Consider the following 25,937-nt stretch of genomic DNA (forward strand, 5'->3'; position numbering starts at 1 on the left):
CCCCCCCCCCCCCCCCCCCCCCCCCCCCCCCCCCCCCCCCCCCCCCCCCCCCCCCCCCCCCCCCCCCCCCCCCCCCCCCCCCCCCCCCCCCCCCCCCCCCCCCCCCCCCCCCCCCCGGGCCGCGGTCGGTGGGGTCGTGGTGCGGCACCAGGACGGCGCCGCCGCGGCGCCCCGTACGGGCGAATCGACATGACGTCCTGATGACCGGGGTGCCGCGCGCGGTGCGGGCGCCCCGGTGTGGGAGCGTTCACCCCGTGATCGGACACGAGGACCTCGCGGTGCGGACGCTCGGCCCGTGCCGCATCGACTCGCCCCTGGCCGAGCGGCTCGCGGCCCGCGAGACGACGCAGCACTCGGTGCAGGAGGGGGACCGGGTCCTCTTCGACGACACCCTGTCGATGGCCGGCGCGCGCGACGTGCCGGTCAGCGAGCTGCCGAGCCTGGAGCCCGGCGGGCCGCGCCAGCGCATCTACTTCGACCCGGCCAAGACCCGCGTCGGCATCGTCACCTGCGGCGGGCTGTGCCCCGGCCTCAACGACGTCATCCGCGGGCTGGTGCTCGAGCTGTGCCGCCACTACGGCGTGCGCCGGATCGTCGGGTTCCGCAACGGGTACCGCGGCTTCATCCCGCGCTACGGCGAGGACGTCGTCGACCTGTCGCCGGACGTCGTGCAGCACATCGACGACGAGGGCGGCACCATCCTCGGCACCTCGCGCGGCATGCAGGACCCCGAGGAGATCGTCGACGCCCTCGAGCGGCTGGCGATCAACATCCTGTTCGTCATCGGCGGGGACGGCACGATCCGCGGGGCGATGGAGGTCGTCCGCGTGGTCCAGGAGCGCGGCCTGAAGATCGCCGTCGTCGGCGTGCCGAAGACGATCGACAACGACATCCCCTACATCGACCAGAGCTTCGGCTTCCAGACGGCGATGTCGGAGGCCACCAAGTCCATCCACGCCGCGAGCGTCGAGGCGCGCTCGGCGCCCGGCGGGGTCGGGCTGGTCAAGCTCATGGGCCGGCACTCGGGCTTCATCGCCTGCTACTCCACGCTGGCCAAGGACGACGCCGACTACGTGCTCATCCCGGAGGTGCCCTTCGCGCTGCACGGGGAGGGCGGCTTCCTCGAGCACCTGCGCCGCCGGGTGGAGGACCGCGGGCACGCCGTCGTCGTGGTGGCCGAGGGCGCCGGGCAGGAGCACATCGAGGAGCACGAGCCGGGCCGGGACGCCTCGGGCAACGTCCGCCTCGGCGACATCGGCCGGCTGATGCGGCGGCTGATCAGCGAGCACCTGGACAAGGCCGGGGTCGAGAACAACGTCCGCTACTTCGACCCGAGCTACGCCATCCGCAGCGTGCCGGCCAACCCCTACGACAGCGCCTACTGCCTGCGGCTGGCGCACGCGGCGGTGCACGCGGCGATGGCCGGGCGCACCGAGGTGATCGTGGCGCGGCGCCGGCGGCGGTTCGTGCACATCCCGATGGCGCTGGCCGTCAGCCGGCGCAACCACGTCGACCCGCTGGGCGACCTGTGGATGTCGGTGCTCGAGGCGACGGGCCAGCCGGTCCGCTTCGGCTGAGCCACCCGCGCGGGTGAGGGGCGGCGGTCCGGCTGCAGGACCGCCGCCGTCCTGCCGATGCCGTCTGCGTCAGGTGGAACAGCCGGCCAGACGACGGGACACCGCCATGCCGCGGCACGGACGCAGGACCTCCTCGCGGACCCCGGTCCGCCTGCTGGCGACGGCGGCGATCGCCGTCCTCGTCGCGCTGGTTCCCGGTGCCGCCGCCGCGGCGCCCAACCGCTCCGACCCGCCCGACGTCGTCCCCGTCCTGGACTGCGTCCTCACCCGCGCCGACGGCAACTGGACGGCGGTCTTCGGCTACGACAACCGCACCGGCGCGACCGTGACCATCCCGGTCGGCCCGGCCAACCAGGTCACGCCGACCCGGTACGGCACGCCGCAGCCCACGACCTTCGAGCCGGGCCTCCGGCGGGGCGTGTTCGCCGTGACCGTGACGGGCGGCGGCGGACCCATGTGGCACCTGGGCAGCACGAACCTGGCCGCGCGCCAGGGTGACGCGGCGTGCCCGCCGTCGACCCAGATGCCCGCGGACGGCAACGGCGCCGGCCTGCCGATCGTGCTCGCCGCCGCCGGGGGAGCCGCCGCGCTCCTGCTCGCCCGCGCCCGCCGGAGGGCCGTCGCACCGAGCGCCTGAGAGGTCGTACGACCGGGTTGACACTGTCGTCGCTGACGTCGAATAATCGTCGTCAGCGTCAACAACCCGGGAGGACCGTGTGGCCGTGCACCGCATCGGGCTCGTCGTGCCGAGCTCGAACGTGACCGTGGAGACCGAGATGCCGGCGCTGCTGGCCCGGCACCCCGACGCGTCGTTCTCGTTCCACTCCAGCCGGATGCGCATGACGGCGGTCAGTCCCGCCCAGCTGCGGGCGATGAACGCCCAGCGCGAGCGCTGCGTCCTCGAGCTCGGCGACGCAGGTCCCGAGGCGATCCTCTACGCGTGCCTGGTGGCGCTCATGGCCGGTGGACCCGGTGAGCACCAGCGCGTCGAGGCCGCCGTGGCCGAGCAGCTGGCGACCGGGCGCTCGGAGGCCCGCGTGCGCTCCAGTGCCGGCGCACTGGTCGAGGCGCTGCGCGGCCTGGGGGCCCGTCGGGTCGCCCTGGTGATGCCCTACACGCGGCCGCTCGCGGAGCAGGTGGTCGCCTACCTGGAGGCCGAGGGCCTGACGGTGGCCGACTGGCGGGCGCTCGAGGTGGCCGACAACGCCGAGGTGGGCTGCATCCCCGGCGACCGGGTGATGGCAGCGGCCCGCGAGCTGGACCTGTCCGGTGCCGACGCCCTCGTCCTGTCCTGCTGCGTGCAGATGCCGTCGCTGTCCCTGGTCGAGCCGGCCGAGCAGGAGTTCGACATCCCGGTGCTGTCGGCCGCCACCGCCGGTGCCTACAGCCTGCTGCGCGCCCTCGGTCTGCGCGTCGACCTCCCCGGTGCCGGCAGCCTCCTGCGGGCCGACCGCGTCCCCGTCCCCGCCTGACCGCACTCCCGCCGAACCCGAGGAGGATCCCGTGAGCGAACTCCCGCACCGGGTCCGCGGCGTCGACCACGTCGCCTACCCGACCTTCGACCCCGCCGGCACGGTGCGCTTCTACCGTGACGTCCTGGGCTTTCCCGTCGTCCACTCCATCTGTGCCGCCGGCTGGGGCCCGGAGCGGCACCCGGACTTCATCCACTTCTTCTTCGACATCGGCAACGGCGACCGCCTCGCCTTCTTCTACTACTTCGGCCTCGAGCCGTTCGGAGGCGGCCCCCAGGGCGACGCGTACTCCCGCTTCGCCGAGGACGTCCCGGTCTACTTCATCCGGTCCCGGCACCTCGCCATCCACGTCGACAGCGAGGAGGACCTCCTCGAGTACCGCCGGCGGCTGGACGGCAGCGAGTGGCCGGTGGAGATGCAGATCCAGCACGAGACGATCGAGTCGATCTACACGCACGACCCGAACGGCTACATGATCGAGATCACGCGGGCACTGCGGCCGGTGACCCCGCAGGAGGACCTCGACGCGGCCCTGACGATCGACGCGCTCGTCGACGTCGTGTCCGGGCCCGACCCCAGCATGGCGGCGCTGCTCACCCGCAAGGCCGAGCTGATCGTCGAGCGGGCCGCGGCGTGGGAGGAGCAGCACGCCGCGCGGGCCACCGCAGAACAGGCGTCGGTCCCGGAGGTGGCGCGGCCGTGACCACGTTCTACGTCCTCGACGTCCCCGAGAACGTCTCCGTGGCCACGGTGGCCGGGCAGGGACCCGACGTCACCGTCGCGCGGGTGGGGCCCTACTTCGAGATCAGCGCACCGGGCGCGATCGTCGTCGACCGCCGGGCCACCGGGTGCCGGCACGCCGTCTGGTACTCCTGCGTCGCCGGGTTGCGCGGTGCCCGCGTGACGCAGCAGGACAAGGACGCGCTCCGCGTGGAGCCGGTGTGACCGGCACCGCCGAGCGGCTCGGGGCCGGGCGCTGGATCGCCGCGGCCGAGCCCCCGGCCGCCACCGTCACCACCGCGCACGAGCTGCGGACCGCCGACGGCGCGACCGTGACCGGGCTCCTGCGGACCGTCCCCGGCGCGCGCACCGTCGTCTGCCTCGCCCACCCCCGGCAGGACGTGTCCCACCACGTGCTCGTCCCCGAGCTCCTGGCCCGCGGCTTCGCGGTGTGGACGCAGGGCAGCCGGTCGGTCAACAACGACCTGGCGCTGGTGCACGAGCAGACGGTCCTCGACATCGGCGCCGGCCAGGTCTTCCTGCGCCGGGCGGGCTTCCACGACGTCGTCGTCCTCGGCCACTCCGGCGGCGGGACGCTGTTCGCGCTGTACGCCCAGCAAGCCGGTCTGGCGCCGGCCGGGCGGATCTCCGCAACCTCCACCGGACGGCCGGTGCCGCTGGCCGACGCCGACCTCCCGGTGCCTGACGGGGTGGTCTTCATGGCGCCTCACCCCGGCCAGGGTGCGCTGCTGGCCCGGCTCGTCGACCCCTCCGTCACCGACGAGCGCGACCCCCTGTCGGTCGACCCGGCCCTCGACCCCTACGACCCGGACAACGGCTTCGCGCCACCCGGGGAGACCTCGAGCTACGCGCCGGAGTTCGTCGCCCGCTACCGGGAGGCGCAGGCGGCGCGGATCGCGCGCCTGGACGCAGTCGCCCGCGGGCTGGCGGACGAGGCGGACGCAGCCCGCCGGCGGTCGCGGAGCTCGGAGGACCCGCGCGACCGGCGTGCCGCCCTGGCGCCTCGGCTGCTCACGGTGTTCCGCACCGACGCCGACCTGCGCTCGGTCGACCTCTCCCTGGATCCCAACGACCGGCCGTACGGGTCACTGTTCGGCCGGCGGCCCGACCTGACCAACTACGGCCTGCTCGGCTTCGGCCGGCTCAGCACCCCCGACGCCTGGCTGTCCACCTGGTCGGCGACCACCACCCGTGCCGACTTCCTCCGCTGCGCCCCGGACGTGTCGGCGCGCACGCTGCTGGTCGAGCTGACCGGCGACCAGGCCTGCTTCCCGCGTGACGTCGACGCCATGACCGCCGCGCTCGGCGCCGACGACCTCACCGTGCGGTCCGTGCGCGGCACCCACTTCGGCGGTGCCGTCGCCGACGGCGAACCGACCGGCGCGAGCCTGGCCGCCGCGGAGATCGGCGGCTGGCTCGAGGAGCGCTTCTCCCGCTGAGCCCGGCGGTCCCACCCGGCCCGCCCTCCCGCCCCCGGCCTCGCCGGGCAGGCGGCGCGTCCCCCTGCACCGGCCCGGCAGTCGCGGGCCCCGTCTTCGATGGAGAAGGCATGTCCACACATCGCGCGAGCCCCCGGACCGGGGCGTCGGCGACCGTCGTCGCGCTGTGCTTCCTGGCGCTCGTCCTCGAGGGCTACGACCTCCTGATGTACGGGACGGTCGTGCCCGCCCTGCTCGCCCACGGGCCGTGGGGCCTGGACGCGCCTGCGGTGGGCGTCCTCGGCTCGCTGGCAGCCTTCGGCATGCTCGTGGGTGCGCTGGCCGCGGCGGCCGTCGGGGACCGGTGGGGCCGCCGCCGGACCATCCTGGTCAGCGTCTGCACGTTCTCCCTGGCCATGGCGGGGTGCGCGCTGTCGCCGACCCCGGAGGTCTTCGGCGTCTCCCGCTTCCTGATCGGTCTCGGCGCCGGAGCGCTCATGCCCACGGCGGTGGCCATCCTCGTCGAGTTCTCCACCCCGGGCCGGCGTACCCGGACCGCGGCGCTGGGCTTCGCGGGCGTCGGCGTGGGTGGCATGCTCGCCGGCCTGCTCGCGCTCTGGCTCGTGCCCGCGTTCGGCTTCCGGGGCATGTTCGCCGCCGGGGCGGTGCCGCTGCTCGTGGTGCTGCCGCTGATGCTGCGGTACCTGCCCGAGTCGCCGGCCTTCCTGCTCGCCTCGGGGCGCCGGGAGGAGGCGGCCCACGTCGCCGCGCGGTACGGCGTCCCCCTGGTACCGGCCGGTCCGGACGCAGCAGGGACCGCGGCGGCCCGCGGTGGACTGCGGGCGCTGTTCTCGGACGGGCGCGCCGCGATGACGGTGTCGTTCTGGGTCGCCACGTTCTTCTGCCTGCTGGTGCTCTTCGGCGTCGCGTCGTGGCTGCCGGCGCTCATGACCGCCGCCGGCTACGGCCTGCAGTCCTCGCTGTCGTTCGTCCTGGTCCTCAACGGCGGCACCGTCGTGGGGGCGCTCGCGGCATCCGGGCTGGCCGACCGCTAGGGCGCCAAGCCCGTCACGGTCGCCGCCTTCGGGGCGGCGGCGGTGTCGCTGGCTCTGCTGAGCCTCGCGCCGCCGACGTGGGCGGTGTACCTGCTCGTGGCCGTGGCCGGCTTCGGCACCACCGGCACGCAGATCCTGCTCAACGCCTTCGTGGCCGTCTCCTATCCGGCCGCTGTGCGCACGACGGGACTCGGCATGTCGCTCGGCGTCGGCCGGGTGGGCGCCATCCTCGGCCCGACCTACGGCGGGCTGCTGGTCGCGGCGGGTCTCGGCCTGTCGTGGCAGTTCCACGCGTTCGCGCTGCCCGCTGCCCTCGGCGGCGTGGCCGCGGCCCTGGTGCCCGCGCGTCGGGCGGTCGGCCCGGTCCGCTCCACCGAGGCAGCGGTGCCGGCGGCAGGAGCGGTGCGTTGACAGTGTCATCGGCAACGTCGAATACTCGACTTGAGCGTCAACACGTCTCGGGGAGGTCAGGGTGGAGCTGAGGAGGGTCGCCGTCCTCGGCGGCGGGCCCGGTGGGCTGTACGCCGCCCGGCTGCTCAAGCTCGCGCAGCCGGGGTGCGAGGTCGTCGTCCACGAGCAGGGCGTGCCGCACGAGACCTTCGGCTTCGGCGTCGGGCTCGCCGCGGGCACGCAACGCAACCTCGAGGCCGCCGACCCGGCCAGCCTGCGCGACATCGTCGCCGGCGGGCACCGCCACGACATGCAGATGCGCGTGCGCGGGCAGGCCACCACGGTCGGCAACGACGCCCTGATCGGCATCGCGCGCACGCGGCTGCTCGCCGTCCTGCAGCGGCACGCCGAGGAGTCCGGCGTCGTCCTGCGGTTCGGGGAGCGGGTGCGGGCCGACGAGCTCGACGCCGACCTGGTGATCGCCGCCGACGGCGTCAACAGCGCCACCCGCACGGCCCGCGCGGAGGAGTTCGGGGCCACGGTGGAGACGGGCGCAGGCCTCTACCTGTGGGCGGCCACCGACTTCGCGCTCGACCACGCCCTGTTCGAGCCGGTGGAGACCGAGGCCGGCACCTTCGTCACGCACGCCTACCCCTACCAGGACGACCGCAGCACGTTCCTCGTCGAGACCGACGAGCGGACCTGGCGGCGGGCCGGCCTGGACGCCGGCGCGCGGGGCCTGGCGCGGGACGCCAACGACGAGGCCAGCCTGCGCCACCTCGAGGGTGTCTTCGCCGCGTCGCTGCGCGGTCACCCTCTCATCGGCAACCGCACCCAGTGGCTCCGCTTCCGCAGGGTCACCGCGCGACGGTGGCACAGCGGCACCGTGGTGCTGCTCGGCGACGCCGCCCACACCGCGCACTACTCGATCGGCTCGGGGACCAAGCTGGCCATGGAGGACGCCATCGCGCTCGTCGACGCCCTGGGTGCGTCGGGCGACGTGCCCTCCGCGTTCACCGCCTACGAGGCGGTGCGGCGCCCCGCCGTCGAGCGGCTCCAGGGCCTCGCCCGGCGCAGCCAGCTGTGGTGGGAGAGCTTCCCCGACCGGCTCGACGAGCCGGTCGACCGGCTGATGGTGGCCTACATGTCGCGGGCGGGGAACGTGCCGCTGTCCCGCTTCGCGACGAGCAGCCCCGACGTCGTCGCCCGCGCGCTCGCCGACTACGCGGGCTCCCCGGCCGAGGGGCTCCCCGCCGCCGGCCTCGACGAGTGGGTGCTGGACCGGCCGCTGGAGCGGGCCGGCCGGGTCCTCGCCTCCCGGCGGGCCGACCCCGCCGAGCTGCCCGAGGTCGTCGACGGCGACGACGCCCCGCCCGGCACCCTGGCCCGGCTCGTGGCCCCGCCCGGCAGCGCGTGGTCGTCGGCGGGGGACGCGCTGGCCCGGCGCGCCGGCAAGCTGGCCGCCCGCGGGTGCGCCGGTCTGTGGCTCACCGGCCCGGCCGGGCGGGAGGCCGTGCTCGACCGCCTCGACCTCGCCGAGCGGGTCCGGCGGGTGACCGGCCTGCTGACGGTCGTCTCCGTGCCCGCCGAGCTGCGCGCCGACGCGGCCGCCGCGCTGGTCAGCGGCCGCACCGACCTCGTCGACCTCACCGACGGTGAGGCCGCCTCCCCCCGCACCCTGCAGCCCGTGCTGTCCGGCTCCCGAGGAGAGACCGATGTCCGTCCCGGCGCCTGAGCGGCCCCGCTCGACCCTGCGCGCGGGCGTCGTCCCGTACCCGGACGACGCCGTCCGGCGGTACCGGGAGGCCGGCCTGTGGGGCGACCGGACCCTGGTGCAGGAGTTCCAGCGGGTCGCCGCCGCACACCCGCAGGTCGTCGCGCTGGTCACCGACGCGGGCACGCTCACCTACGCGGAGCTCGACGCCCGCACCGACCTCATCGCCTGCGGGCTGGGCGAGCTGGGGCTGCGCCCCGGTGACCCGGTGGTGTTCCAGGTGACCAACCGGCAGGAGACGGTGCTCGCCTGGTACGCCACCCTGAAGGCCGGCCTGCTGCCGGTCTGCGCGCTGGCGCACCACCGCGGACACGAGATCTCGCAGATCAGCCGGCTCGTCGGCGCGGTGGGGCACCTGGTGGAGGCGGGGACGCGGGGCTTCGACCTCGTCGCCTTCGGCCGTGAGCAGGCGCAGGACCATCCCACCCTGCGCCACCTGCTCACCGTCGGCGCCGCCGCGGACGCCGGCACCGTCCGCCTGGAGGACCTGGGCCGGGACGCCGACCCCACGGTGGCGCGGGCCCGGGTCGACGCCGTGCAGGCGGGCATCGGTCCCGACGACGTCGCCGTCCTCCAGCTGTCCGGCGGCACCACCGGGGTGCCCAAGGTGATCCCCCGGCTGCACGCCGAGTACTGGTACAACGCCCTCGCCTACGCCTCCGCGTGGGGCTGGAACGCCTCCAGCCGAGTCGCCCACCTCATCCCGGTCGTGCACAACGCCGGCATCGTCTGCGGGCTGCACGGCCCGCACAGCGTCGGCGGCACCCTGGTCCTGGCCTCTCCCGACCTGGACCGGGCCCTGCCGCTCATGGCGGCGGCGGGGGTGACCGACGTGCTGTTCGGGCACGGCCACTACGGCGTCATCGACCACCCGGGCCTGGCCGCCGTCGTGCCGACGCTGCGCACCGTCGTCCTGAGCGGGGCGAAGGTGAGCGCGGAGCTGTTCGACCGCTTCGAGGCGCTCGGCCTGTGGACCGGGCAGCTGTTCGGCATGGGGGAGGGGATGTTCGCCGTCACCTTCCCCGGCGCGCCCCGCCGGGCGCGCAACGAGACGGTCGGGACGCCGCTGTCCCCGCTCGACGAGGTCCGCGTCCTGCGGCCGGACTCCGAGGACGAGGTGCCACCGGGCGAGGTGGGGGAGCTCTGCGCGCGCGGGCCCTACACGATCCGCGGCTACCTCGCCGCCCCGGAGCACGACGCGCGGGCGTTCACCGGCGACGGCTTCTACCGCACCGGCGACCTCGCCCGGCTGGTGGACATCGACGGTGGCCGCTACCTGGCCGTCGAGGGCCGGATCAAGGACGTCATCAACCGCGGCGGCGAGAAGGTCAACGCCGAGGAGGTCGAGCAGCTGCTCGTGCGGCACCCGGCGGTCGCGGCCGCCGCGGTGGTGGCGGTGCCCGACGAGCGGCTGGGCGAGCGGGCCTGCGCGGTGCTCGTGGCCGACGGTGACCCGGTGGACCTCGCCGAGCTCCGGCGGCACCTCGAGGCGCTGGGCGTCGCGAAGTACAAGTGGCCCGAACGGCTGGAGTGGCGCACGGAGCTGCCCCGGACGCAGGTCGGCAAGCTGGACAAGAAGCGCCTGCGGGCCGAGGTGGCCGGCGGCCCGCCGCCCGGCTGACGCCGGCGGCCACCGATCTCAGCCGCCGAGCAGCCGCTCGAGGTAGTCGAGGTCCTGGCGCAGCAGCGACAGTGCGCGCGCCGGGCCCTCGCCCTCCCCGGCCCGGGAGTCGGCCTCGGCCAGTGAGGCGACGGCCATGTCCGCGATCTGCCCGGCCACCGCCTCGTCCTGCTGGCCGGGCCGGTGCCACCAGGCCACCCAGTTGCACATGCCGATGACGCCGAGGGCGGCGACACGGGCGTCGACCGGGCGCAGCCGGCCGGCGGCGATGCCGTCCTCGATCACCGCCGTGAACTCGCGGAGCACCCGGCGCCGGCCACGCGCGTAGACGTCGGCGAGTGACTCCGGCAGCTCCGCCTCCGACCGGATGAGCAGCCGGAACCGCTCCGGGGAGCGCGCCATCCGCAGCGCGACGGCGTGGGCCATGTCGCGCAGCCGCTCCAGCGGCGGGCGGTCGGCGTCGGCGTTGATGCGGTGCAGCTCCTCGGCCGGGCCCTCGGTGAGCTCCTGCACGAGCCGGGACAGCAGGTCGTCCTTGTTGCGGACGTAGTGGTAGAGCGCCGGCCGGGTCAGGCCCGTGGCCTCGGCGATGTCCTGCAGGCTGGTGGCGGCGAAGCCGCGTTCGGCGAACAACCGGGTCGCCTGCTCGAGGATCTGGGCCTCGACGAGGTCGCGCCGGGCGTTGGGCCGTCCTTCGGGTGCGCTGCTCACCGGCAGCTGCCTCCTCCGCGTCGTCCGGGCGCAGTGTCGTCCGGCTGCAGGTGTCGTCGGGGTGCGGGTGTCGTGCGGGTACGGACCGCACCTGCGCGACCCGACGCCGGGAGCCTAGTGGCGGGTGCCGCCCGCCCCCGTCACACACCGCGGGGCCGTGCGCGCCCGGGTACCCCGGACGCGTACGGCCCCGCGGCCGGACGTCAGCCGGCCGATGGCGCCGCCGTCAGCAGGCGGGCCAGGTCGAGTGCGTGGTCCTCGTGGTCGGCCGGGACGACGCCCGACCACACCGCGGTCCAGCAGCCCGGGCAGCAGAACTGCCGGAACACGACCTCGTCGTCGACGTAGAGCGCGGGGTCCGACGTCACCTGCGGACCGGCCGCCGACGACGGCCCGTCGAAGCGGGCCAGCCGCAGCCGGCCCTCCGCGCGGGCGTCCCCGAGCACCTGCCCGCAGTGGGCGCAGCCGACCACCGGCGCTCCGTCGTGCCGGGCCTCGACGAGGTTGTCGTCGAGGCGGCGGGCGCCGGCGAGCTCGACGGTCGCCTGCGGTCCGGGCCCGGCCGGCGCTGCCCGGTGCCGTCGACCCGCGCGCAGCTCCTCACGGCGGGCCCGGGTGGCCTCCTGGTCGACCCGCCCACCGCTGAGGACGACGCCGTACACCTCCTGCGCCCCGTGCTCGGTGACCTTGTACTCGCGGACGTCCCGCGCCACGGCCTCCGGGTCGCGCAGCAGGGGGTCGCCGTACCCGCCGCCACCCTGCCAGTGCATGTAGAACACCTCGCCGGGCGCCAGGTGGCTCTCGGCGTAGCAGGCGCCGAACTCCTGCTGCCCGCCGACCTCCGCCAGCGTCGTGGGGAGCTCGCCGGCGGCCAGCCGCTCGGCCATGCCGGCGCCCCGCGCCAGCACCTCGACCCCGGTGTTGCCCGGCAGACCGCCGGCGAGGCCGTTGTTCTGCGCCACCGACTTGCCCGCCGAGGCCAGCACCAGGCCCATCGGGACGCTCGTGCCGTAGGGCGTGACCGCCATCGACGCGCTGACACCGCCGCGGTGCCGGCCCGGGCCGCCGGAGTCCGGCTCCTCCCGCCGCCACAGGGTCAGCAGCGGGTAGAGGAACTCGGTCATCTCGGTGTCGGGGATGCGGCCCATCGGGATGCAGAACAGTCCACCGGTGTCCATGCCGTCGGCGCCCGGGCGGGCGCCGTAACCGCCGGCCATCGGCTCCATGAGCAGGTTGAGGAAGGGCACCGGCTGGGAGCCGCGCTCGTCGAGCCCGGCGAGCACCGCGGTGTCCCAGGTGCCGCAGCAGGTCGCCTGCACGCTGCGCTCGTGGTCGACCGAGCGGTCGAGCATCTGCGACAGGCACTCCGCCACCAGCGAGCCGGTCAGCCAGGCCGGGCCGATCGGGCCCCGGCTGACCGCGGCCGGGAAGGTCGCGTTGTTGAGGGTGCCCTCCTCGGACACCAGGTCGAAGCAGCGCATGAGCCCGCCGGCCGCCCAGGGGATGTCCCCGGCGAGCAGCGGCAGCACCGCCGACACGACGCCGCCGCGCATGCCGGCGTAGGTGCAGTTGACGACGCCGGACTGCGGGCCGGTGCCGGTGAAGTCGAACGTCAGGTGGTCGTCCCGCTTGGTCATGGCCACGGTGATCCGGTGCAGGCCGCGGTCGCCGGCGTGCGACTGGTCCTGGTAGCCGCTGGCCCGCCAGGTGCCGTCGGGCAGGCGGCGCAGCTTGTCGCGCAGCCGCTGCTCGGCGTCGGCCATCATCCGCTTCATCACGGCCTTGACCGTGTCGGCGCCGTACTGCTCGATGACGCTGAGGAGGCGCTGCCGGCCGATCGAGTTGGCGCCGATCTTCGCTCGCAGGTCCAGCCCGACGAGCATGGGCACCCGGGAGCGGCGGACCCACAGGTCGGCGACGTCGTCCTGCAGCTGGAAGCCGCGGACCACCTTCACCGGCGGGGTGGGCAGCGCCTCGGAGAAGACGTCGGTGGCGCTGGGGGAGAACGACCCCAGGCCGACGCCGCCCAGGTCGGGCTCGTGGGCGATGGCGCTGGTCCAGGCGAACAGCTGCCCGTCGTGGAAGACCGGCTGGTAGACGATCACGTCGTTCTGGTGGAGCCCGCCGCCGACCCACGGGTCGTTGCACAGGAACATGTCGCCCTCGGCGATGCCGGGGTTGGCGGCCCGGTGCCGCAGCGTCCAGTACACGGCGAGGTCGACGGCCCCGACGAGCATCGTGTTGTAGAGGCCGACCTGCACCTCCTGGCCGAGCTCGTCGCCGATGGCGAAGTCGAAGTCGTTGGCGTCGGTGACGATCGGCGAGCCGGACATGCGCTTGAGCGCCTCGCCCATCTCGTCGGTGACCGACCACAGGCGGTGCCGGACCACCTCGTAGGTGAGCGGGTCCAGGGCGTCGATCTGCTCCTGGCTGACGGTGTGCAGGGGCAGTGACGCCGGGAGCGAGGCCGCGAGCTCGTCCGGGTCCACGGGCCGACTGCTGAACCGCTCGGAGCCGGGGATCGGCATGGTCATCGGGAGGACTCCTGACGGGGCGTGATGGACAGGTTGCCGAGCCGGTCGACGGTGCCGGTGCGCCCGGCGGGGACGACGACGGTGGTGGTGGGGACCTCGACGATCGCCGGGCCCTCCAGGACGTGGCCGGCGCGCAGGGCGCGGTAGTCGTAGACGGGGGTGTCCACCGGGCCGGCGCCGTCGGCCAGGTCCACCGGCCGGCTGCCGGTGCGGGCTGCCGACGGGTCCGCCGACCCCGCCCGCGCCAGCTCCGGCAGGCGGGGGGAGAAGGGCAGCACGCCGGTGCCGCGCACGCGGAAGGTGATCGCCTGGATGCCGGCCGCGGCGAAGCCGCTGCCCTCGCCGTACAGCTCGGCGTAGCGGCGCTCGAAGGCGCGGCCGGCCTGTGCGACGACGGCGTCGTCGACCGGGCCGCCGGGCACCGACACGGCGAGCTCGGCCAGCTGCATGGTGAAACGCATGTCGATCTCGCGGTCGAGGGAGACGGCGGTGTACCGGACGCCCTGCCGGTCCAGCGCCTCGCGCACCTGGGTCTCGAGGTCGGCGAAGGCCTTCTCCACACGCACCGGGTCCAGCGGCATGGCCGCGGGGTCGGACAACTCGGCAGCGACGACGATGTCGGAGGAGGCCAGCCCGTAGGCGGAGAACGCCGACGCCACGGGGCCGAGCGGCACCACGACCTCGGACACCCCGACCTCGGCGGCGTAGGCCGCGCAGTGGGCGGGGCCGGCACCACCGAAGGCGTAGAGCACGAAGTCCCGCGGGTCGTGCCCGGCCTCGACGACGGTCTTGCGCAGCAGGTCGCCGGTCTGGGCGTTCTGCACGGCGTGGATGGCCGCGGCGGCGTCCTCCACCGACAGGCCCAGCGGCTCGGCGATGCGGGTGCGGATCGCCTCCCGCGCCCGCTCGAGCGACAGCGGCTTGCGCCCGCCCAGCAACCCCCGCTCGGGCAGGATGCCGAGCACGAGGTTGGCGTCGGTGTTGGTCGGCTCGGTGCCGCCCTGGTCGTAGCAGGCGGGGCCGGGGACGGCCTGCGCGCTGTGCGGCCCGACCTGCAGGTTGCCGCCGGCGTCGAGCCAGGCGATGGCGCCGCCACCCGAGCCGATGGCGTGCACCTCGAGGGTGGGCACGTTGACCGGGTGGTGGTTGATGACCGTCGTCGTCGCCCGCACCGGCTCGCCGTCGACGACCAGGCCGACGAGGAAGGTGGTGCCGCCGACGTCGGTGGAGATGACGTTGCGGTGGCCGAGCTGCTGTCCCAGGGCCACCGAGCCGACGACCCCGCCGGTGAGGACCGACCCCACGGTGCTGATGGCGGTGGCCGGCGCCTGCCGGGCGGCCACCGCGCCGCCGTTGCTCTGCATGACCAGCAGCGGCCCGCGCAGTCCGCGCTCGCGCAGTCCGTCCTCCAAGGTGCCCAGGTAGTCGCGCAGACCCGGGCCGATCTGGGTGCTCATGATCGTCGTCGCGTTGCGGGCGTACTCCCGGATGCGCGGGCTGACCTCGCTGGAGAGGGAGACGAACACCTCCGGGTCCATCTCGTGGACCAGCTCGCGCAGGCGCCGCTCGTGCGCCGGGTTGCGGAAGGACCACAGGAGCGAGACCGCGATGGCCCGCAGGCCGTCGTCCAGCAGCGCCCGGATCGCCGCGCGTGCCTGGTCCTCGTCGAGCGGGACGACGACCTCGCCGTCGCGGTCGATGCGCTCGGTCACCTCGAGCGCGTGCCGCTTGGGCAGCAGGCCGTGCGACTTGGTCTGGCCGAGGACGTGCTGCAGCTCGTGCGGCGAGCTGCCGAGGTACCGGCCCTCGACGTTCATGATGTAGATCGAGTCGCGGTGGCCGCGGGTGGTGAGGAAGCCGACCGGCGGCACGTTCCCCATCACCAGCGCGTTGAGCGACGACGTCGTGCCGTGCGCGATGTGGTGGGTGTCGGCCAGCACGTCCTCCAGCGGGCGGCCGAGCTGCTCGGCCAGGACACCGAGGACGTCGAGCACGCCGCGGGAGTAGTCCGGCGGCGTCGAGGGCGCCTTCGCCGCGATGATCGTCCCGGCGTCGTCGTCCAGTACGGCGTCGGTGAACGTCCCCCCGACGTCCACCCCGATCACATAGGCCACGGTCGGCTCCTTCGCTCGGACCTGCGTCGGGGCGGTGAGCACCGTCCCGTTTGACGAATGCGTAGATTTTTCGACGTGCGCTTCGTCACGTCAAGAGGGATGTCCGCGACTGCCGGAGACGTCCGTCCCGCTGAGGCGCCCGCGGCGCCGGCATCGACGCCGCCGGGCCGGCCGTCACCCGCGGGCGCCCGCCCGTCGCGGGACCGCCGCGCAATGCGTGGCCCTGGGGGTCCACGGCGGTCCTCCGCGCCGTCCGGTCGGCCTCGACGGAGGCGTCGAGAGTTGGACGGATGAGTTGAGAACCGGGTGCATCGCGGGCAGGCTCGCGGCATGACGACAGCACGCGACCTGCTCGAGCTCATCTCGGAGTACGTGACGGCGAAGGACGAGGAGGCGCCCGCCGACCGGCTGCAGTCGATCGCGCAGCGCTTCGACGTGGCGCTGGGAGAGGTGCTCCTCGACCGGACGTCGCTCCCGATGGAGGGCTGACCCGCCCGGTCCGCGGCGCGCTCAGGAGCGGGGCGCCCCCATCCGGCGGCGCAGCTCCGCGACCAGCCGCTCGCGGCCCAGCGCGAGGTGGCGCCGGTAGGTGCCGTAGGGCACGCCGATCCGGCGGGCGGCCGCCTTGTGGGTGCGGGAGGCGGAGATGAACGTGGTGGTGAGCGCCTCGTGTGCGCGCACGCCGGCCGGGTCGCTGGGCAGCGCGTCGAGAGCGGTGGTGAGCGCGGCACGCAGGTCGGCGACGGGGTCGGGGGAGTCCGCCGGCACCAGGGGCGAGCCGAGCAGGGGGTTGGTGGCGAACTCGCGCGGCGCGTGCCAGGTGCGCAGTGCCTCCAGGACGGCCGCCTCGAACGCGGCACCGGGCAGGACGTCGCCGTCGTCCCCCGGTGGGCGCCCCGCCGGTGCGGAGGTCACGGGCGCGGCCGCCGCCCGGGCCCGCAGCTCCACCCACCGCTCGACCGGCTCGCGGCGCCAGTCGCGGCCGAAGACGTGCTGGCGGCGGCCGCCGACGTCCACGGCCGCCACCTCCGCCAGCCGGGCGGCGGCCAGGTAGGCGCCCCAGCGGGCGGCGTCCTCGAAGACGGTGGCGGTCACCGCCCGCCCGCGCGCCCGCATCTCGTCCGCGATCGTCCGCCGGCTGATCAGGTCCATGACCGGCGAGGGCTGCTGGTGCCAGGCCGGCTGCACGGCGAACCGGCGGATCGCCAGGTGCTCGCCGGGCCCCAGGGGCGCGGTGTCCGCGACGTGCGCCCAGAGCGCGGCCATCACCGGGTCCGCGGCGAGGTCCTCCGGGTCGGGCTCCTCCATCCGCAGCACCGCCATGAACGCGACGGGCCGCGCGGAGCCGGCGTACCGGTAGACGCGGAACCCGTCCGGCCGGCGCCGCAGCCAGTGCTCCGCGATGCGCGCGGACTCCGGGCCCTCCGCCTCCGCGGCCATGCGCAGCACGTCGGGGACGTCGGCGGGGGTCAGCGCGGTGTCCTCGACGTGCGGGTGGGCGCGCCAGTCGTAGAGCTCGTCGACGCCGGTCTGGTCGCGGAACAGGAACATCCACTCGGCGACGCGGAGCAGGGCGTCGTCGTGGGAGGCCGCGCGCACCGCGTCCAGCAGGGCGGCCGAGACGCGCACCCGGACGTCGTCGTAGCGCGCCGGGTCCCGCCAGCGCAGGTCGGCCTCCAGGGTGGCCCGCACGGCGTCGTGCGGGTGCAGGCCCTCGGCGGTGGCCTCGACGTAGGGGAGCTGGCGCAGCCACGCGAACAGCTCCGCGGTGTCCTCCCCGCCCAGCACCGCGCGCAGCAGCGACTCCCGCGTCACGTACGCCTGGGCGACCACCTCCAGGGCCCGCCGGTGGGCGGGCCCCGGCACGTCGCCCACCAGCCGTTCGACCAGCGTGGTCAGCACGTCGCCGGTGGGCTCCCACGGCGCGCCCGTCGCGGGGCTCCCGGCGGAGACGGTGGCCGCGAGCGACAGGGCGAGCGGGCTGCCGCCGGCGAACGCGGTCAGCCGGGACCGCTGCGCCGGGGCGACGCCGCGGGAGGCGAGCAGGGCGGAGGACTCGGCCGGCTCCAGCGGCCGCACGGGCAGCTCGCAGAACAGCGGCGCCCACCCGGGGTCCAGCGACCACTCCGGATCGGGGGTGCCCCGGCCGGCGATGACCACGAGCGCGTCGTCGGCCAGCCGGAGCAGGAACGTGTCACGCAGCCACGGCTCCAGCGGCCGGCAGTGCTCGAAGGAGTCCAGCAGCAAGACGGTGCCCGGCTGCACGCACGCCAGCGCGGCGGCCTCCTCGAAGCGCCGCGGCTCGGCGTCGAGGAAGCGGACGTCGAGGTGCACCACCGGGCGCCCGGCCCGCTCCGCCTGCCGGGCGGCGTGGCGCAGCAGCGTCGACTTGCCGATGCCGCCGGGCCCGTGCAGGTAGACGACGACCGGGGCGCCGTCGCTGCCGGCCACCGCGGCGTCGATCACGGCGCGCTCGCGGTCGCGGCCCACGAGCGCCTCCGCCCGCGCCGCGGCCAGCCTGCTGCCCAGTCCCGTGCTCACCCGGCTCCTCTCGCCGCCGTCCATGATCGCGCGCCGGCGGCCCGCCCCGGGAGGACGCACCCCGACGGGGTGGGCACCGGTGGGCACGGGTGGGCACCCGCGGGCGTGGCGACCGGGCAGCGGCGCGGCGCAGGGTCGGTCCCAGCAGGACGGCGCCGCCGTCCTCCCGACCCGGGGAGCACCCGTGACCGTCCCGTTCCTCGCCCCGCGGCAGGACCAGCAGCAGCTCGAGTGGATCGGCGGCAGCACGGTGAGCGTGCTGCTCGACGCCGCGGCGACCGGCGGCGCGCTCACCGTCGCCCGCCTCGACGTCGAGCGGGACGACGCCTCGCCGTTCCACCTGCACACCCGCGAGGACGAGGTGTTCGTCGTCGTCTCCGGCGAGGCCCTGGTGTGGGCCGGCGAGGAGCGGCACGAGCTCGGCGAGGGCGGCGCGGTCTTCCTGCCGCGCGGCATCCCGCACGGCTACCGGATCACCTCCGACTCCGCCGACCTGCTGCTCGTCGCCACCCCCGGCGGGCTGGAGCAGATGTTCCGCCACGCCGGCCGCGACCGGCGCGAGCCCCGCCCCGACGGCTTCGCCATCCCCCCGGAGCTGCTCGCCGAGGCCGCCGACCTGAGCGGCAACGTCGTCCTCGGCCCGCCCCGCTGACCTCGTCCGACCCGAGAGGAAGACCCATGAAGGCAGTCCGTTTCCACGAGTTCGGCGGTCCCGGCGTGCTCCGCTACGAGGACGCCGAGCAGCCCGTCCCCGGCCCGGGGCAGGTGCGCATCCGGGTCGCCGGCACGTCGTTCAACGGCGTCGACGCGAACATCCGCGGCGGGAACATGCAGGGCCCCATCCCGGTGACGCTCCCGCACACGCCGGGTATCGACGTCGCCGGCACCGTCGACGCGCTCGGCGACGGGGTCACCGGCCCCGCCGTCGGCGACGCCGTCGTCGGGTTCCTGCCCATGACCGAGGACGGCGCCGCGGCCGAGTACGTCCTGGCCCCGGCCGACGTGCTCGCCGCCGCACCGACGACGGTCCCGCTCGCCGACGCCGCCGCGCTGCCCATCGTCGGGCTCACCGCGTACCAGGCGCTGTTCGTGCACGCCGGCCTGCAGCCGGGGCAGCGCGTGCTGGTCAACGGCGCGGGCGGCGCGGTCGGCGGCTACGCCGTCCAGCTCGCCCGGGCGGCCGGCGCGCACGTGATCGCCACGGCGAGCCCGCGCAGCGCCGACCGGGTGCGGGCCGACGGCGCCTCCGAGGTCGTCGACCACACCGCCGGGGACGTCGCGGCCGCGGTTCCCGAGCCGGTCGACGTGGTGCTCAACCTGGCGCCGGTGGAGCCGGAGCAGCTCGCCGCGCTCGTCGGCCTCGTCCGGGACGGCGGCGTCCTGGTCAACACCACCGTCTGGATGCCGGCGCCGTCGGACGAGGCGCGCGGGGTCCGCGGGATCGACCTGTTCGTCCGCAGCGACGCCGCCCAGCTGGCCGAGCTGGTCGCCCGGGTGGACCGCGGCGAGCTGCGGGTCGACGTCGCCGAGCGGGTGCCGCTGGCCGGGCTCGCCGACCTGCACGCCCGGGCCGCCGACGGCGGGATCAGCGGCAAGGCCGTCGTCGTCCCGGGCTCCTGAGGCGGGCCGGCCGGGCGCGCGTGCCCCGTCTCACGAGGCGACCGCGGAGGTGCGCGCCCGGCCGGCTGGGACACTCGTCGGGGAGACGCCCAGCCCGAGGAGAGCCGCACACCCCATGCCCACCGACCTCGCCGCCGTCCTGTTCGACAGGAACAGCACACGGCGTGTCGGATGTTGCCGGCTGGCGATGAAACCGCAGGTCAGTGTCGCAGTCAGTCGTTGACTCGAATGTGTCGTCGCGGGGCGGCCCGAGGATGCAGCCCGCCCCTGTTCCCCAGCGCGGTGACGGCAGGTGGTCGAGCACCACTCCGCGATGGGTCTTCGCCGTCCTGGCGTGATCGGCCCGCCGCACCAAGCACAGCACTCCGCGGCGGTTCGCCGTGCTTGACCGTCCATCGGCTCGCCGGGCGGTGCAGGAGGCTCCGCCGTGGGCCCTCGCGGCACTTGGCGGTTTCGCTGGTGCTCGGGCCTGGGCTGCCGAGCTCGATGCGCGGGACCACCCCTGTTCTCCATGACGATGAGCCCGCAAATCGTCCTGAAGTAACCCGTCACCACGAGTTCCGCGCCACCGAGTGCACGAGGTGTGTCCCCTTTGGCGTCGGGGATCTCCGGTCCTCGAGCGCGTTTCGGCTCCATCTCCTCAGGCGCCGCTGCGGGCGGTGAGAGGAACCGGTCACCGGGGGTTTCATCCGACGACGCTGGCGTCGCTGAGCGTCCTTGCGCCGCGCCCTCCCGGCCGTGCGGCGCTTGCCCTTGCAGCGCCGAGGTGCGGGTGGTTACGGCTCCGACGCGCTGGGACGTCTGCGCGATGGACTGTGGAAGTCGACCCTCCAGCAGGCAGCCACTCCGCGATGTCGTCCGCAGGGTGGCGACGGTGCTCGCATGCGCTTGACCACGCACGACGCTGCCACTCCCGAGGGGAGTGGCAGCGCGGGCCGCTGCGAATCAGAAGCCGCTGTTCCGGTAGACGCGAACCCAGCCGAGGTCGTAGGACCGGCCAGATGCGTAGACGTACCAGGGGGTTCCGCCGGTGAGCGCCAGGCTGTTGGGCTCGATCCGCGTCGACACCCCGGCCCAGACCTGGACCGTGGCGCATCCGCCGGCTGCCGTCCGGAACGCGGTCCCGTACTGGTTCAAGATCCTCACCGCGTTGCCCTTGAAGACCTGGGTGCCGGTGACGTACCCCGACTCGTAGAAGCAGACCCGGACGGTGGCGACGCCAGTTGCGGCCGATGCGGAGTGCGTCGTGGTCAGGACGCTCGTGCAGAGCATGGAAAGCAGCACGCCCAGCAGGACGACAGCTCGCCGCAGGGTGGACGCTTGTGGGACGCGAGGGGCGGCGGAGAGGGTCGACGTGGCGTGGGTGGGCGAGATGGTGGTCACCGGAACTCCTCGTGGGTGGTGGATCGGTGGCGAAAGCATCCGGCGCGACCGCGACCCGGGCTGTCGGCCCGGCGACTGTGACCTTGTCGGTTGCTCGACAGGTGACCCGTTCCCAGGTGGAGGTGGTCCTGCCGAGTGCTGAGACCGGGGATCGGCGTCGAGTCGCGCGGCTGACGGTCGCGGCGGTCACCGACCGGCAAGGCCATGTCCTGCGCTGGGGCCAGGTCCTGCGCTGGGCTGCTCCGGTCGTGTGGTCGTGACGGCGGCAGCTGTCACGACCGGCTGCGCACGACCTGGGGGGCCGCCGACGTCGGGGCCGGCCTGGTAGGTCCCGGGACTGCGGCGCCGGGTCAGCGCGGGGCGGGGCCGACCCGGTGGGCGGACACGGTTGCGACCCGGCCTTTGACCTGCACCGCGGGGAGTGGCTCGACCGTCCAGGAATCCGAGGTGGCGGCCACGGTCGCCGACGATGCGACGGTGCTCCCAGCGGGTCGGGCGATATCGCACAGCCGTGCCGCAAGGTTCACGGTGTCGCCGACGACGGTGTACTCCAACCGCGCGTCACTGCCGAGGAACGCCGCGGCCACTTCGCCGGTGCACACGCCGATACCCAACCCGAACGGCGGCAGGCCGCGTGCCTCCCAGTCGGCGTCCAGCCGGCGCTGCGCCGCGTGCATGCCGATGGCCGCTCGCAGCGCGCGTGCGGCGTGGTCAGGCTCGGGCTGAGGCGCGCCGAAGACGGCGAGGACGGCGTCGCCGACGTACTGCATGACCGTGCCACCCGCGCCGAGGACCACCTCGTTCATCGCCCGGCGGTGCTCGTTGAGCTGCGCCGCCAGGGCAGCCGGCTCGGCTCGTTCGGCGATGCCGCTGTATCCGCGGACATCCGACATCAGCACCGTCACGGTGAGCCGCTCGGTGCGGGCCAGCGCCTCCGGGTCAGCCCGGAGCAGGTCGGCCAGACCGCCCGGCACCAAGCGGGAGAGCGACCGGGCGGCGTGCTCGGCCTCGTCGAGGCGAGTCGAGGACTCCTCGACCTCCCGCTGCCGGGCGCGCAACTCCACCTGCAGGCGAGCGTTGTCCAGGGCCAGACCGGCGGCACGGGCCACAGACTCGACCAGGTCGATGTCCTCAGCCACGCGCGGGTCGAGGAGGAGCCGGGCGACGCGGCCGCCGTCCGTGCCGGCGAGGTCCACCTTCGTGCGGGTCGGCCCCGTTGCCGCGACCTGCTGTCCGTCGAGGTCGAGGTAGCACTCGCGCTCGGCTGACCACAGCGCGAGCGCGAGCCCGCGATCGCCGAGGGCGCGCGCGAGCGCAGTCCGCACGGAGCCGGCGTCGGGCAGTCGCTGCGGCTGCAGGAGCGCCTCCACGGCCAGCGCCCGTTGCACCCGGCGCACGCCCAGGGACACCAGCACGCTCAACGGGACCGCGGTGAAAGCCAGGTTGGCGAGGACCAGCGAGACCGGCGTCGTTGTGCCCACCGTGGTGGCGACGGCCTCGACGGCGGCCACACCGGCGAAGGCGGTCGCCGCCAGCACGACCGGCAGGAGCGCCCGACGCTCCGCTTGCGCCGCGCGCGACATCCGCGCGACGGACAGTGAGAGAAGCGCGACGGCGAGGAGGACGACATTGAGCTGCCCCACCCGGTAGAGCCAGAGGTTGAGCTGCTGGTCGTCGATGAGCGTCGGCCACCACGCGGGGCCGGAGTAGCCCGCACGAGCCGGATTCCAGGTGACGATGTCGAGAACCCGGAGGACGGGGATCGACACCAAGGCGTAGTAGAACGCCCGTCGGGCCGCCGGCGACGGTAGCCGGCCGCGAGGCCAACGCAGCACGAGCAGGGCGAAGGGGAGGCCGGTCACCGGATACAGCAGGTACCCGAGGACCTGCCCCGGGCCACCCTCGATGTAGCGCAGGGAATCGGCCAGTTCCGCGATGCCGGCGATCAGGAGCATCGCGGCGCCGTTGCCGTGCTGTCCCGCACGGGGGATCAGCAGCCAGCCCGCCGCCAGGCCGACCAGGACCCCGATCGCGAAGGTGGCGGCCACGGCCGCATCGGCGCCCAGCTCGGTCCACAAGGGGATCGGCCACAACTGGCAGGCGAAGCAGAGGACGAGTAGCCCCCAGGCCCAGAGGGGTCTGCCGAGCGGCGCCGGGACACGTGAGCCCGCCCGTGAGGGCTGGGCCGTCTCACGGCTCAGCCTCAGCGGGAAAGGATCGTCGGCGACGGTCTCCGCAGCGCTCACGGTCCCCTCCGGTGGCCGCGTGCCAGCGGGCCGGCGGCGCCCCCGCGTGCCACAGGCGGCAGATGCTCGCGGATGCGACCGGACCGGTCAAGAGTGCGCAGGCGGCGGTCACGGATGCGGGCTGGACGGCGCGGTGTCGGGCGCCGCGGGGGCGACCCACGATCCGGCCCGGTGGGTGGGCGCGGCGAACGCGTCCCCGAGCCGCGCCACCTCGGCGCGGACCGAGGCTGTGCTCAAGCCCTGGTGACAGTCGGACCGAGCCCGCGCAGCCGCGCTCCTGGCCGACTCGATGCTCCAGGAGCTGATCGCCGGATCAGGCCCACAAGGCCCCCCTGAGGCAGGAAGCCGCTTCTCAGGTCGGTCCACCGAGGCGTGCCAGACGGTGCCCGCCGGGCACCTCGGCCGGGGCCGACTGCAGCCCGTCGCCGGGCTCGCGGATGCCCAACCGGGCATGGAGGCGCCGCAGGGGGGCGGGAGCCCACCAGTTGGCCCGGCCCAACAGCCGCATCGAGGCAGGAACGAGCAGCGCCCGGACGATCGTCGCGTCCACGACGACCGCGATCAGCATCGCGATCCCGATCATCTTGATCAGCACGACGCCGGAGAGCGAGAAGGCGCCGATCACCACGATCAGGAGCAGCGCCGCGCTGGTGATGATCCGGCCCGTGCGCTGCAGTCCGGTGGCCACTGCGGCGGTGTTGTCGCCGGTGAGGTCGTACTGCTCGCGGATCCGGGAGAGCAGGAAGAGCTCGTAGTCCATCGACAGCCCGAACACGATGGCCAGCACGAGGATCGGTGACGTGGCCTCGATGAAGCCGGTCGGGGTGAAGTCCAGGAGCCCCGTCAGGTTGCCGTCCTGGAAGATCCACACCAGGGCGCCGAAGGAGGCGCCCAGGGACAACACGTTCATGGCCAGCGCCTTGACCGGCAGCACGACCGAGCCGAAGGCCAGGAAGAGCAGCACGAACGAGGTCACCGCGACGAACAGCGCCATCCACGGCATGAGCGACCCGAGGCTGTGGAGCAGGTCGGCGTAGACCGCGGCCGTACCGCCGACGAGGACCTCGGCGCCGTCGGGCTGGGGCACGGCCCGGACGGCGGCCACGAGGTCGCGGCCCTCGGTCCCCAGGGCGTTCACATCGGCGGCGATGGCTACCCGCGCGGTGTCCCCGGCGGCCTCGACGACCGTCGCGCCGTCCACGCCGGGGAGGTCGGCGACCGCGGCGACGTAGGACCGCAGCGCGGTGTCCTCGTCCGCGGCGCCGGGCAGGCGGACGATCGCCTCGACGGGGCCGACCGGGCTGGGTGCGAAGTCCCGCTCGATCGTCTCGGCGACCACGCGGCTCTCCGCGCCCTCCGGCATGGCGCGCACGTCGATGCCGCCGAACTCCGCGCGGGTGAACGGCAGGGCCAGTGCGATCAGCAGCGCCGCGATCCCGACCGTGTAGAGGACCGGCCGGCGCATCACGCTGTGCGCGATCCGGTACCAGGTGCCGTCGCGCTCGACGTCCGCGTGGGCCGACCGCCGGCGTGGGCGGACGAGCCGCCGCAGTGACAGGGCGTCGACGCGGGGGCCCAGCATCGCCAGCAGAGCCGGGAGCAGCGTGAGGGCGGCGAGCATCGCGATGACGACGGCGCTCATCCCACCGAAGCCCATGGACCGCAGGAACACCTGCGGGAAGATGAGCAGCCCGGCGAGCGAGACGGCCACGGTGATCCCGGAGACGGCGACGGTGCGCCCGGCGGTGGCCATCGTCCGGGCCAGGGCATCCTCGATCGTGGGCTGCCGGCGCACCTCCTCGCGAAACCGGCTGACCACGAACAACCCGTAGTCGATGGCCAGCCCGAGGCCGAGCACGGTGACCACGTTGACCGCGAATATCGACACGTCGGTGACCAGCCCGAAGGCGCGCAGCGCCGCGAAGGAGCCGATGATGGCCGTCACGCCGATCGCGAGGGGGAGGGCGGCTGCGGCGAGCCCGCCGAAGATCAGCACCAGCAGGACCGCGAGGACCGGTAGCGAGATGGTCTCCGCCAGTGCGATGTCCTCGCTGACCTGGACGTTCATGTCCCGGTTCACGGTCACCTCACCGCCCAGGCGGGTGGTGAGCCCCGGGGCGGCGAGGTCGGCCTCGATGGCGTCGAGGACGTCCTCGCGCTCGTCCTCGTCCCCGCGCAGGCTGAGGACGGCGTAGGTGCTGCGCCGGTCGTCGCTCACGAGGAAGTCGGCCCGCGTGTCGAACCAGGAGACGGCACGCAGGACGTCGTCGGACGGCAGGGCCTCCAGCGTGGAGGTGACCGCACGGGCGTAGGCCGGGTCGTCGACGGTCAGGTCGTCGGAGGACCAGAGAACGACGACGTCGGCGGCGCTGCGGCCCAGTGCCCGCTCGGCCGCCTCGCCGGCGCGGGCGCTCTCGCTGCCGGGGTCGAAGAAGCCGCCTCCGGTCATCTGGCCCAAGACGCCGGTCCCCCAGACCCCCGCGAGGGTGACCAGCACGAGGGAGACCGCCACCACCCATCGCCGCCAGCGGTACACGCCGCGGCCCAGTACTGCGAACATCCCGCCCCCTCGGTCGGCTCACTGCTGACGGGCTCGTGCCGTGGGGGGGGGGGGGGGGGGGGGGGCCCCCGGGGGGGGGGGGGGGGGGGGGGGGGGGGGGGGTGGGTGGGGGGGGGGGGGGGGGGGGGGGGGGGGGGGGGGGGGGGGGGGGGGGGGGGGGGGGGGGGGGGGGGGGGGGGG

The 25,937-nt window shown here is 74.9% G+C and carries 19 protein-coding genes and 1 pseudogene; 13 read left to right on the forward strand and 7 right to left on the reverse strand.

The window, feature by feature from the left end; all coding sequences use genetic code 11:
* Positions 1 to 254: 254 nt before the first annotated feature.
* The 10 genes and pseudogenes from ACI78R_RS22425 (at position 255) to ACI78R_RS22470 (ending at position 10,048) form a co-directional block, all read left to right on the forward strand.
* Complete coding sequence (locus ACI78R_RS22425; RefSeq protein WP_217651195.1) at positions 255 to 1,577, forward strand: ATP-dependent 6-phosphofructokinase; 1,323 nt, start codon at positions 255 to 257, stop codon at positions 1,575 to 1,577.
* A gap of 106 nt (positions 1,578 to 1,683) precedes the next feature.
* A complete protein-coding gene (locus ACI78R_RS22430; RefSeq protein WP_457042338.1) occupies positions 1,684 to 2,214 on the forward strand; it encodes a hypothetical protein in 531 nt (176 codons plus the stop codon).
* 85 nt (positions 2,215 to 2,299) lie between these two features.
* Positions 2,300 to 3,049, forward strand: a complete 750-nt coding sequence (locus tag ACI78R_RS22435; RefSeq protein ID WP_457042339.1) for a maleate cis-trans isomerase family protein — start codon at positions 2,300 to 2,302, stop codon at positions 3,047 to 3,049.
* A gap of 31 nt (positions 3,050 to 3,080) precedes the next feature.
* On the forward strand, positions 3,081 to 3,752 hold the full coding sequence (locus ACI78R_RS22440) for a VOC family protein (protein WP_073419867.1): 672 nt from the start codon (positions 3,081 to 3,083) through the stop codon (positions 3,750 to 3,752).
* Positions 3,749 to 3,994 carry a hypothetical protein gene (locus ACI78R_RS22445; protein WP_073419866.1) on the forward strand — a complete coding sequence of 82 codons (246 nt, stop codon included), beginning with the start codon at positions 3,749 to 3,751 and terminating at the stop codon, positions 3,992 to 3,994. The genes ACI78R_RS22440 and ACI78R_RS22445 overlap by 4 nt, the downstream gene beginning before the upstream one ends.
* Entirely contained in the window at positions 3,991 to 5,229 is a 1,239-nt protein-coding gene (locus ACI78R_RS22450; protein WP_457042340.1) for a hypothetical protein, read from the forward strand. The genes ACI78R_RS22445 and ACI78R_RS22450 overlap by 4 nt, the downstream gene beginning before the upstream one ends.
* A 110-nt stretch (positions 5,230 to 5,339) precedes the next feature.
* The gene (locus tag ACI78R_RS22455) at positions 5,340 to 6,263 is read left to right on the forward strand and encodes an MFS transporter (RefSeq protein WP_457042341.1); all 924 of its coding nucleotides are present in this window, start codon (positions 5,340 to 5,342) and stop codon (positions 6,261 to 6,263) included.
* 12 nt (positions 6,264 to 6,275) lie between these two features.
* Positions 6,276 to 6,674, forward strand: a pseudogene (locus ACI78R_RS22460) (hypothetical protein); the annotation flags it as partial.
* Positions 6,675 to 6,735: 61 nt separating this feature from the next.
* Positions 6,736 to 8,388: an FAD-dependent monooxygenase gene (locus tag ACI78R_RS22465; RefSeq protein WP_457042342.1), complete on the forward strand. Its 1,653-nt coding sequence runs from the start codon at positions 6,736 to 6,738 to the stop codon at positions 8,386 to 8,388.
* A complete protein-coding gene (locus ACI78R_RS22470; RefSeq protein ID WP_073419863.1) occupies positions 8,369 to 10,048 on the forward strand; it encodes a (2,3-dihydroxybenzoyl)adenylate synthase in 1,680 nt (559 codons plus the stop codon). The genes ACI78R_RS22465 and ACI78R_RS22470 overlap by 20 nt, the downstream gene beginning before the upstream one ends.
* A gap of 18 nt (positions 10,049 to 10,066) precedes the next feature.
* Here the strand turns inward: ACI78R_RS22470 and ACI78R_RS22475 are convergent, their stop codons facing one another.
* From ACI78R_RS22475 to ACI78R_RS22485, 3 genes are all read right to left on the reverse strand, one after another.
* Entirely contained in the window at positions 10,067 to 10,759 is a 693-nt protein-coding gene (locus tag ACI78R_RS22475) for a TetR/AcrR family transcriptional regulator (protein ID WP_073419862.1), read from the reverse strand.
* Positions 10,760 to 10,962: 203 nt separating this feature from the next.
* A complete protein-coding gene (locus ACI78R_RS22480) occupies positions 10,963 to 13,293 on the reverse strand; it encodes a hydantoinase B/oxoprolinase family protein (protein WP_457042343.1) in 2,331 nt (776 codons plus the stop codon).
* Entirely contained in the window at positions 13,290 to 15,407 is a 2,118-nt protein-coding gene (locus ACI78R_RS22485) for a hydantoinase/oxoprolinase family protein (protein WP_457042344.1), read from the reverse strand. The genes ACI78R_RS22480 and ACI78R_RS22485 overlap by 4 nt, the downstream gene beginning before the upstream one ends.
* Before the next feature lie 330 nt (positions 15,408 to 15,737).
* Between ACI78R_RS22485 and ACI78R_RS22490 the strand changes: the two genes are divergently transcribed.
* Positions 15,738 to 15,896, forward strand: a complete 159-nt coding sequence (locus ACI78R_RS22490; RefSeq protein WP_457042345.1) for a hypothetical protein — start codon at positions 15,738 to 15,740, stop codon at positions 15,894 to 15,896.
* Between the two features lie 21 nt (positions 15,897 to 15,917).
* Here ACI78R_RS22490 and ACI78R_RS22495 read toward each other — a convergent pair whose 3' ends face one another.
* Entirely contained in the window at positions 15,918 to 17,948 is a 2,031-nt protein-coding gene (locus ACI78R_RS22495; protein ID WP_457042346.1) for an AAA family ATPase, read from the reverse strand.
* Between the two features lie 184 nt (positions 17,949 to 18,132).
* Here ACI78R_RS22495 and ACI78R_RS22500 point away from each other — a divergent pair, with 184 nt between their 5' ends.
* Together ACI78R_RS22500 and ACI78R_RS22505 are read left to right on the forward strand one after the other, a co-directional pair.
* Positions 18,133 to 18,600 (forward strand): cupin domain-containing protein, encoded by a 468-nt coding sequence (locus ACI78R_RS22500; RefSeq protein ID WP_073419859.1) that lies wholly within the window; start codon positions 18,133 to 18,135, stop codon positions 18,598 to 18,600.
* Between the two features lie 26 nt (positions 18,601 to 18,626).
* The gene (locus ACI78R_RS22505; RefSeq protein WP_457042347.1) at positions 18,627 to 19,568 is read left to right on the forward strand and encodes an NADP-dependent oxidoreductase; all 942 of its coding nucleotides are present in this window, start codon (positions 18,627 to 18,629) and stop codon (positions 19,566 to 19,568) included.
* 945 nt (positions 19,569 to 20,513) lie between these two features.
* On the opposite strand, the gene ACI78R_RS22510 is transcribed toward ACI78R_RS22505, so the two are convergent.
* The 3 genes from ACI78R_RS22510 to ACI78R_RS22520 form a co-directional block, all read right to left on the reverse strand.
* Complete coding sequence (locus ACI78R_RS22510; protein WP_457042348.1) at positions 20,514 to 20,951, reverse strand: hypothetical protein; 438 nt, start codon at positions 20,949 to 20,951, stop codon at positions 20,514 to 20,516.
* Between the two features lie 350 nt (positions 20,952 to 21,301).
* The gene (locus ACI78R_RS22515) at positions 21,302 to 22,999 is read right to left on the reverse strand and encodes an adenylate/guanylate cyclase domain-containing protein (protein ID WP_457042349.1); all 1,698 of its coding nucleotides are present in this window, start codon (positions 22,997 to 22,999) and stop codon (positions 21,302 to 21,304) included.
* 550 nt (positions 23,000 to 23,549) lie between these two features.
* Positions 23,550 to 25,757, reverse strand: coding sequence for an MMPL family transporter (locus ACI78R_RS22520; protein WP_457042350.1), 2,208 nt, complete (start codon positions 25,755 to 25,757; stop codon positions 23,550 to 23,552).
* Positions 25,758 to 25,937: the final 180 nt, after the last annotated feature.

This window comes from Geodermatophilus sp. SYSU D01106, assembly GCF_054049995.1.

What these genes read in the sequence shown, in the direction of transcription:
- ACI78R_RS22430 (WP_457042338.1), top strand. Translation starts at nt 1,684, where the DNA reads ATGCCGCGGCACGGACGCAGGACCTCCTCGCGGACCCCGGTCCGCCTG.
- ACI78R_RS22455 (WP_457042341.1), top strand. Translation starts at nt 5,340, where the DNA reads ATGTCCACACATCGCGCGAGCCCCCGGACCGGGGCGTCGGCGACCGTC.
- ACI78R_RS22470 (WP_073419863.1), top strand. Translation starts at nt 8,369, where the DNA reads ATGTCCGTCCCGGCGCCTGAGCGGCCCCGCTCGACCCTGCGCGCGGGC.
- ACI78R_RS22480 (WP_457042343.1), bottom strand. Translation starts at nt 13,293, where the DNA reads ATGACCATGCCGATCCCCGGCTCCGAGCGGTTCAGCAGTCGGCCCGTG.
- ACI78R_RS22490 (WP_457042345.1), top strand. Translation starts at nt 15,738, where the DNA reads ATGACGACAGCACGCGACCTGCTCGAGCTCATCTCGGAGTACGTGACG.
- ACI78R_RS22505 (WP_457042347.1), top strand. Translation starts at nt 18,627, where the DNA reads ATGAAGGCAGTCCGTTTCCACGAGTTCGGCGGTCCCGGCGTGCTCCGC.
- ACI78R_RS22520 (WP_457042350.1), bottom strand. Translation starts at nt 25,757, where the DNA reads ATGTTCGCAGTACTGGGCCGCGGCGTGTACCGCTGGCGGCGATGGGTG.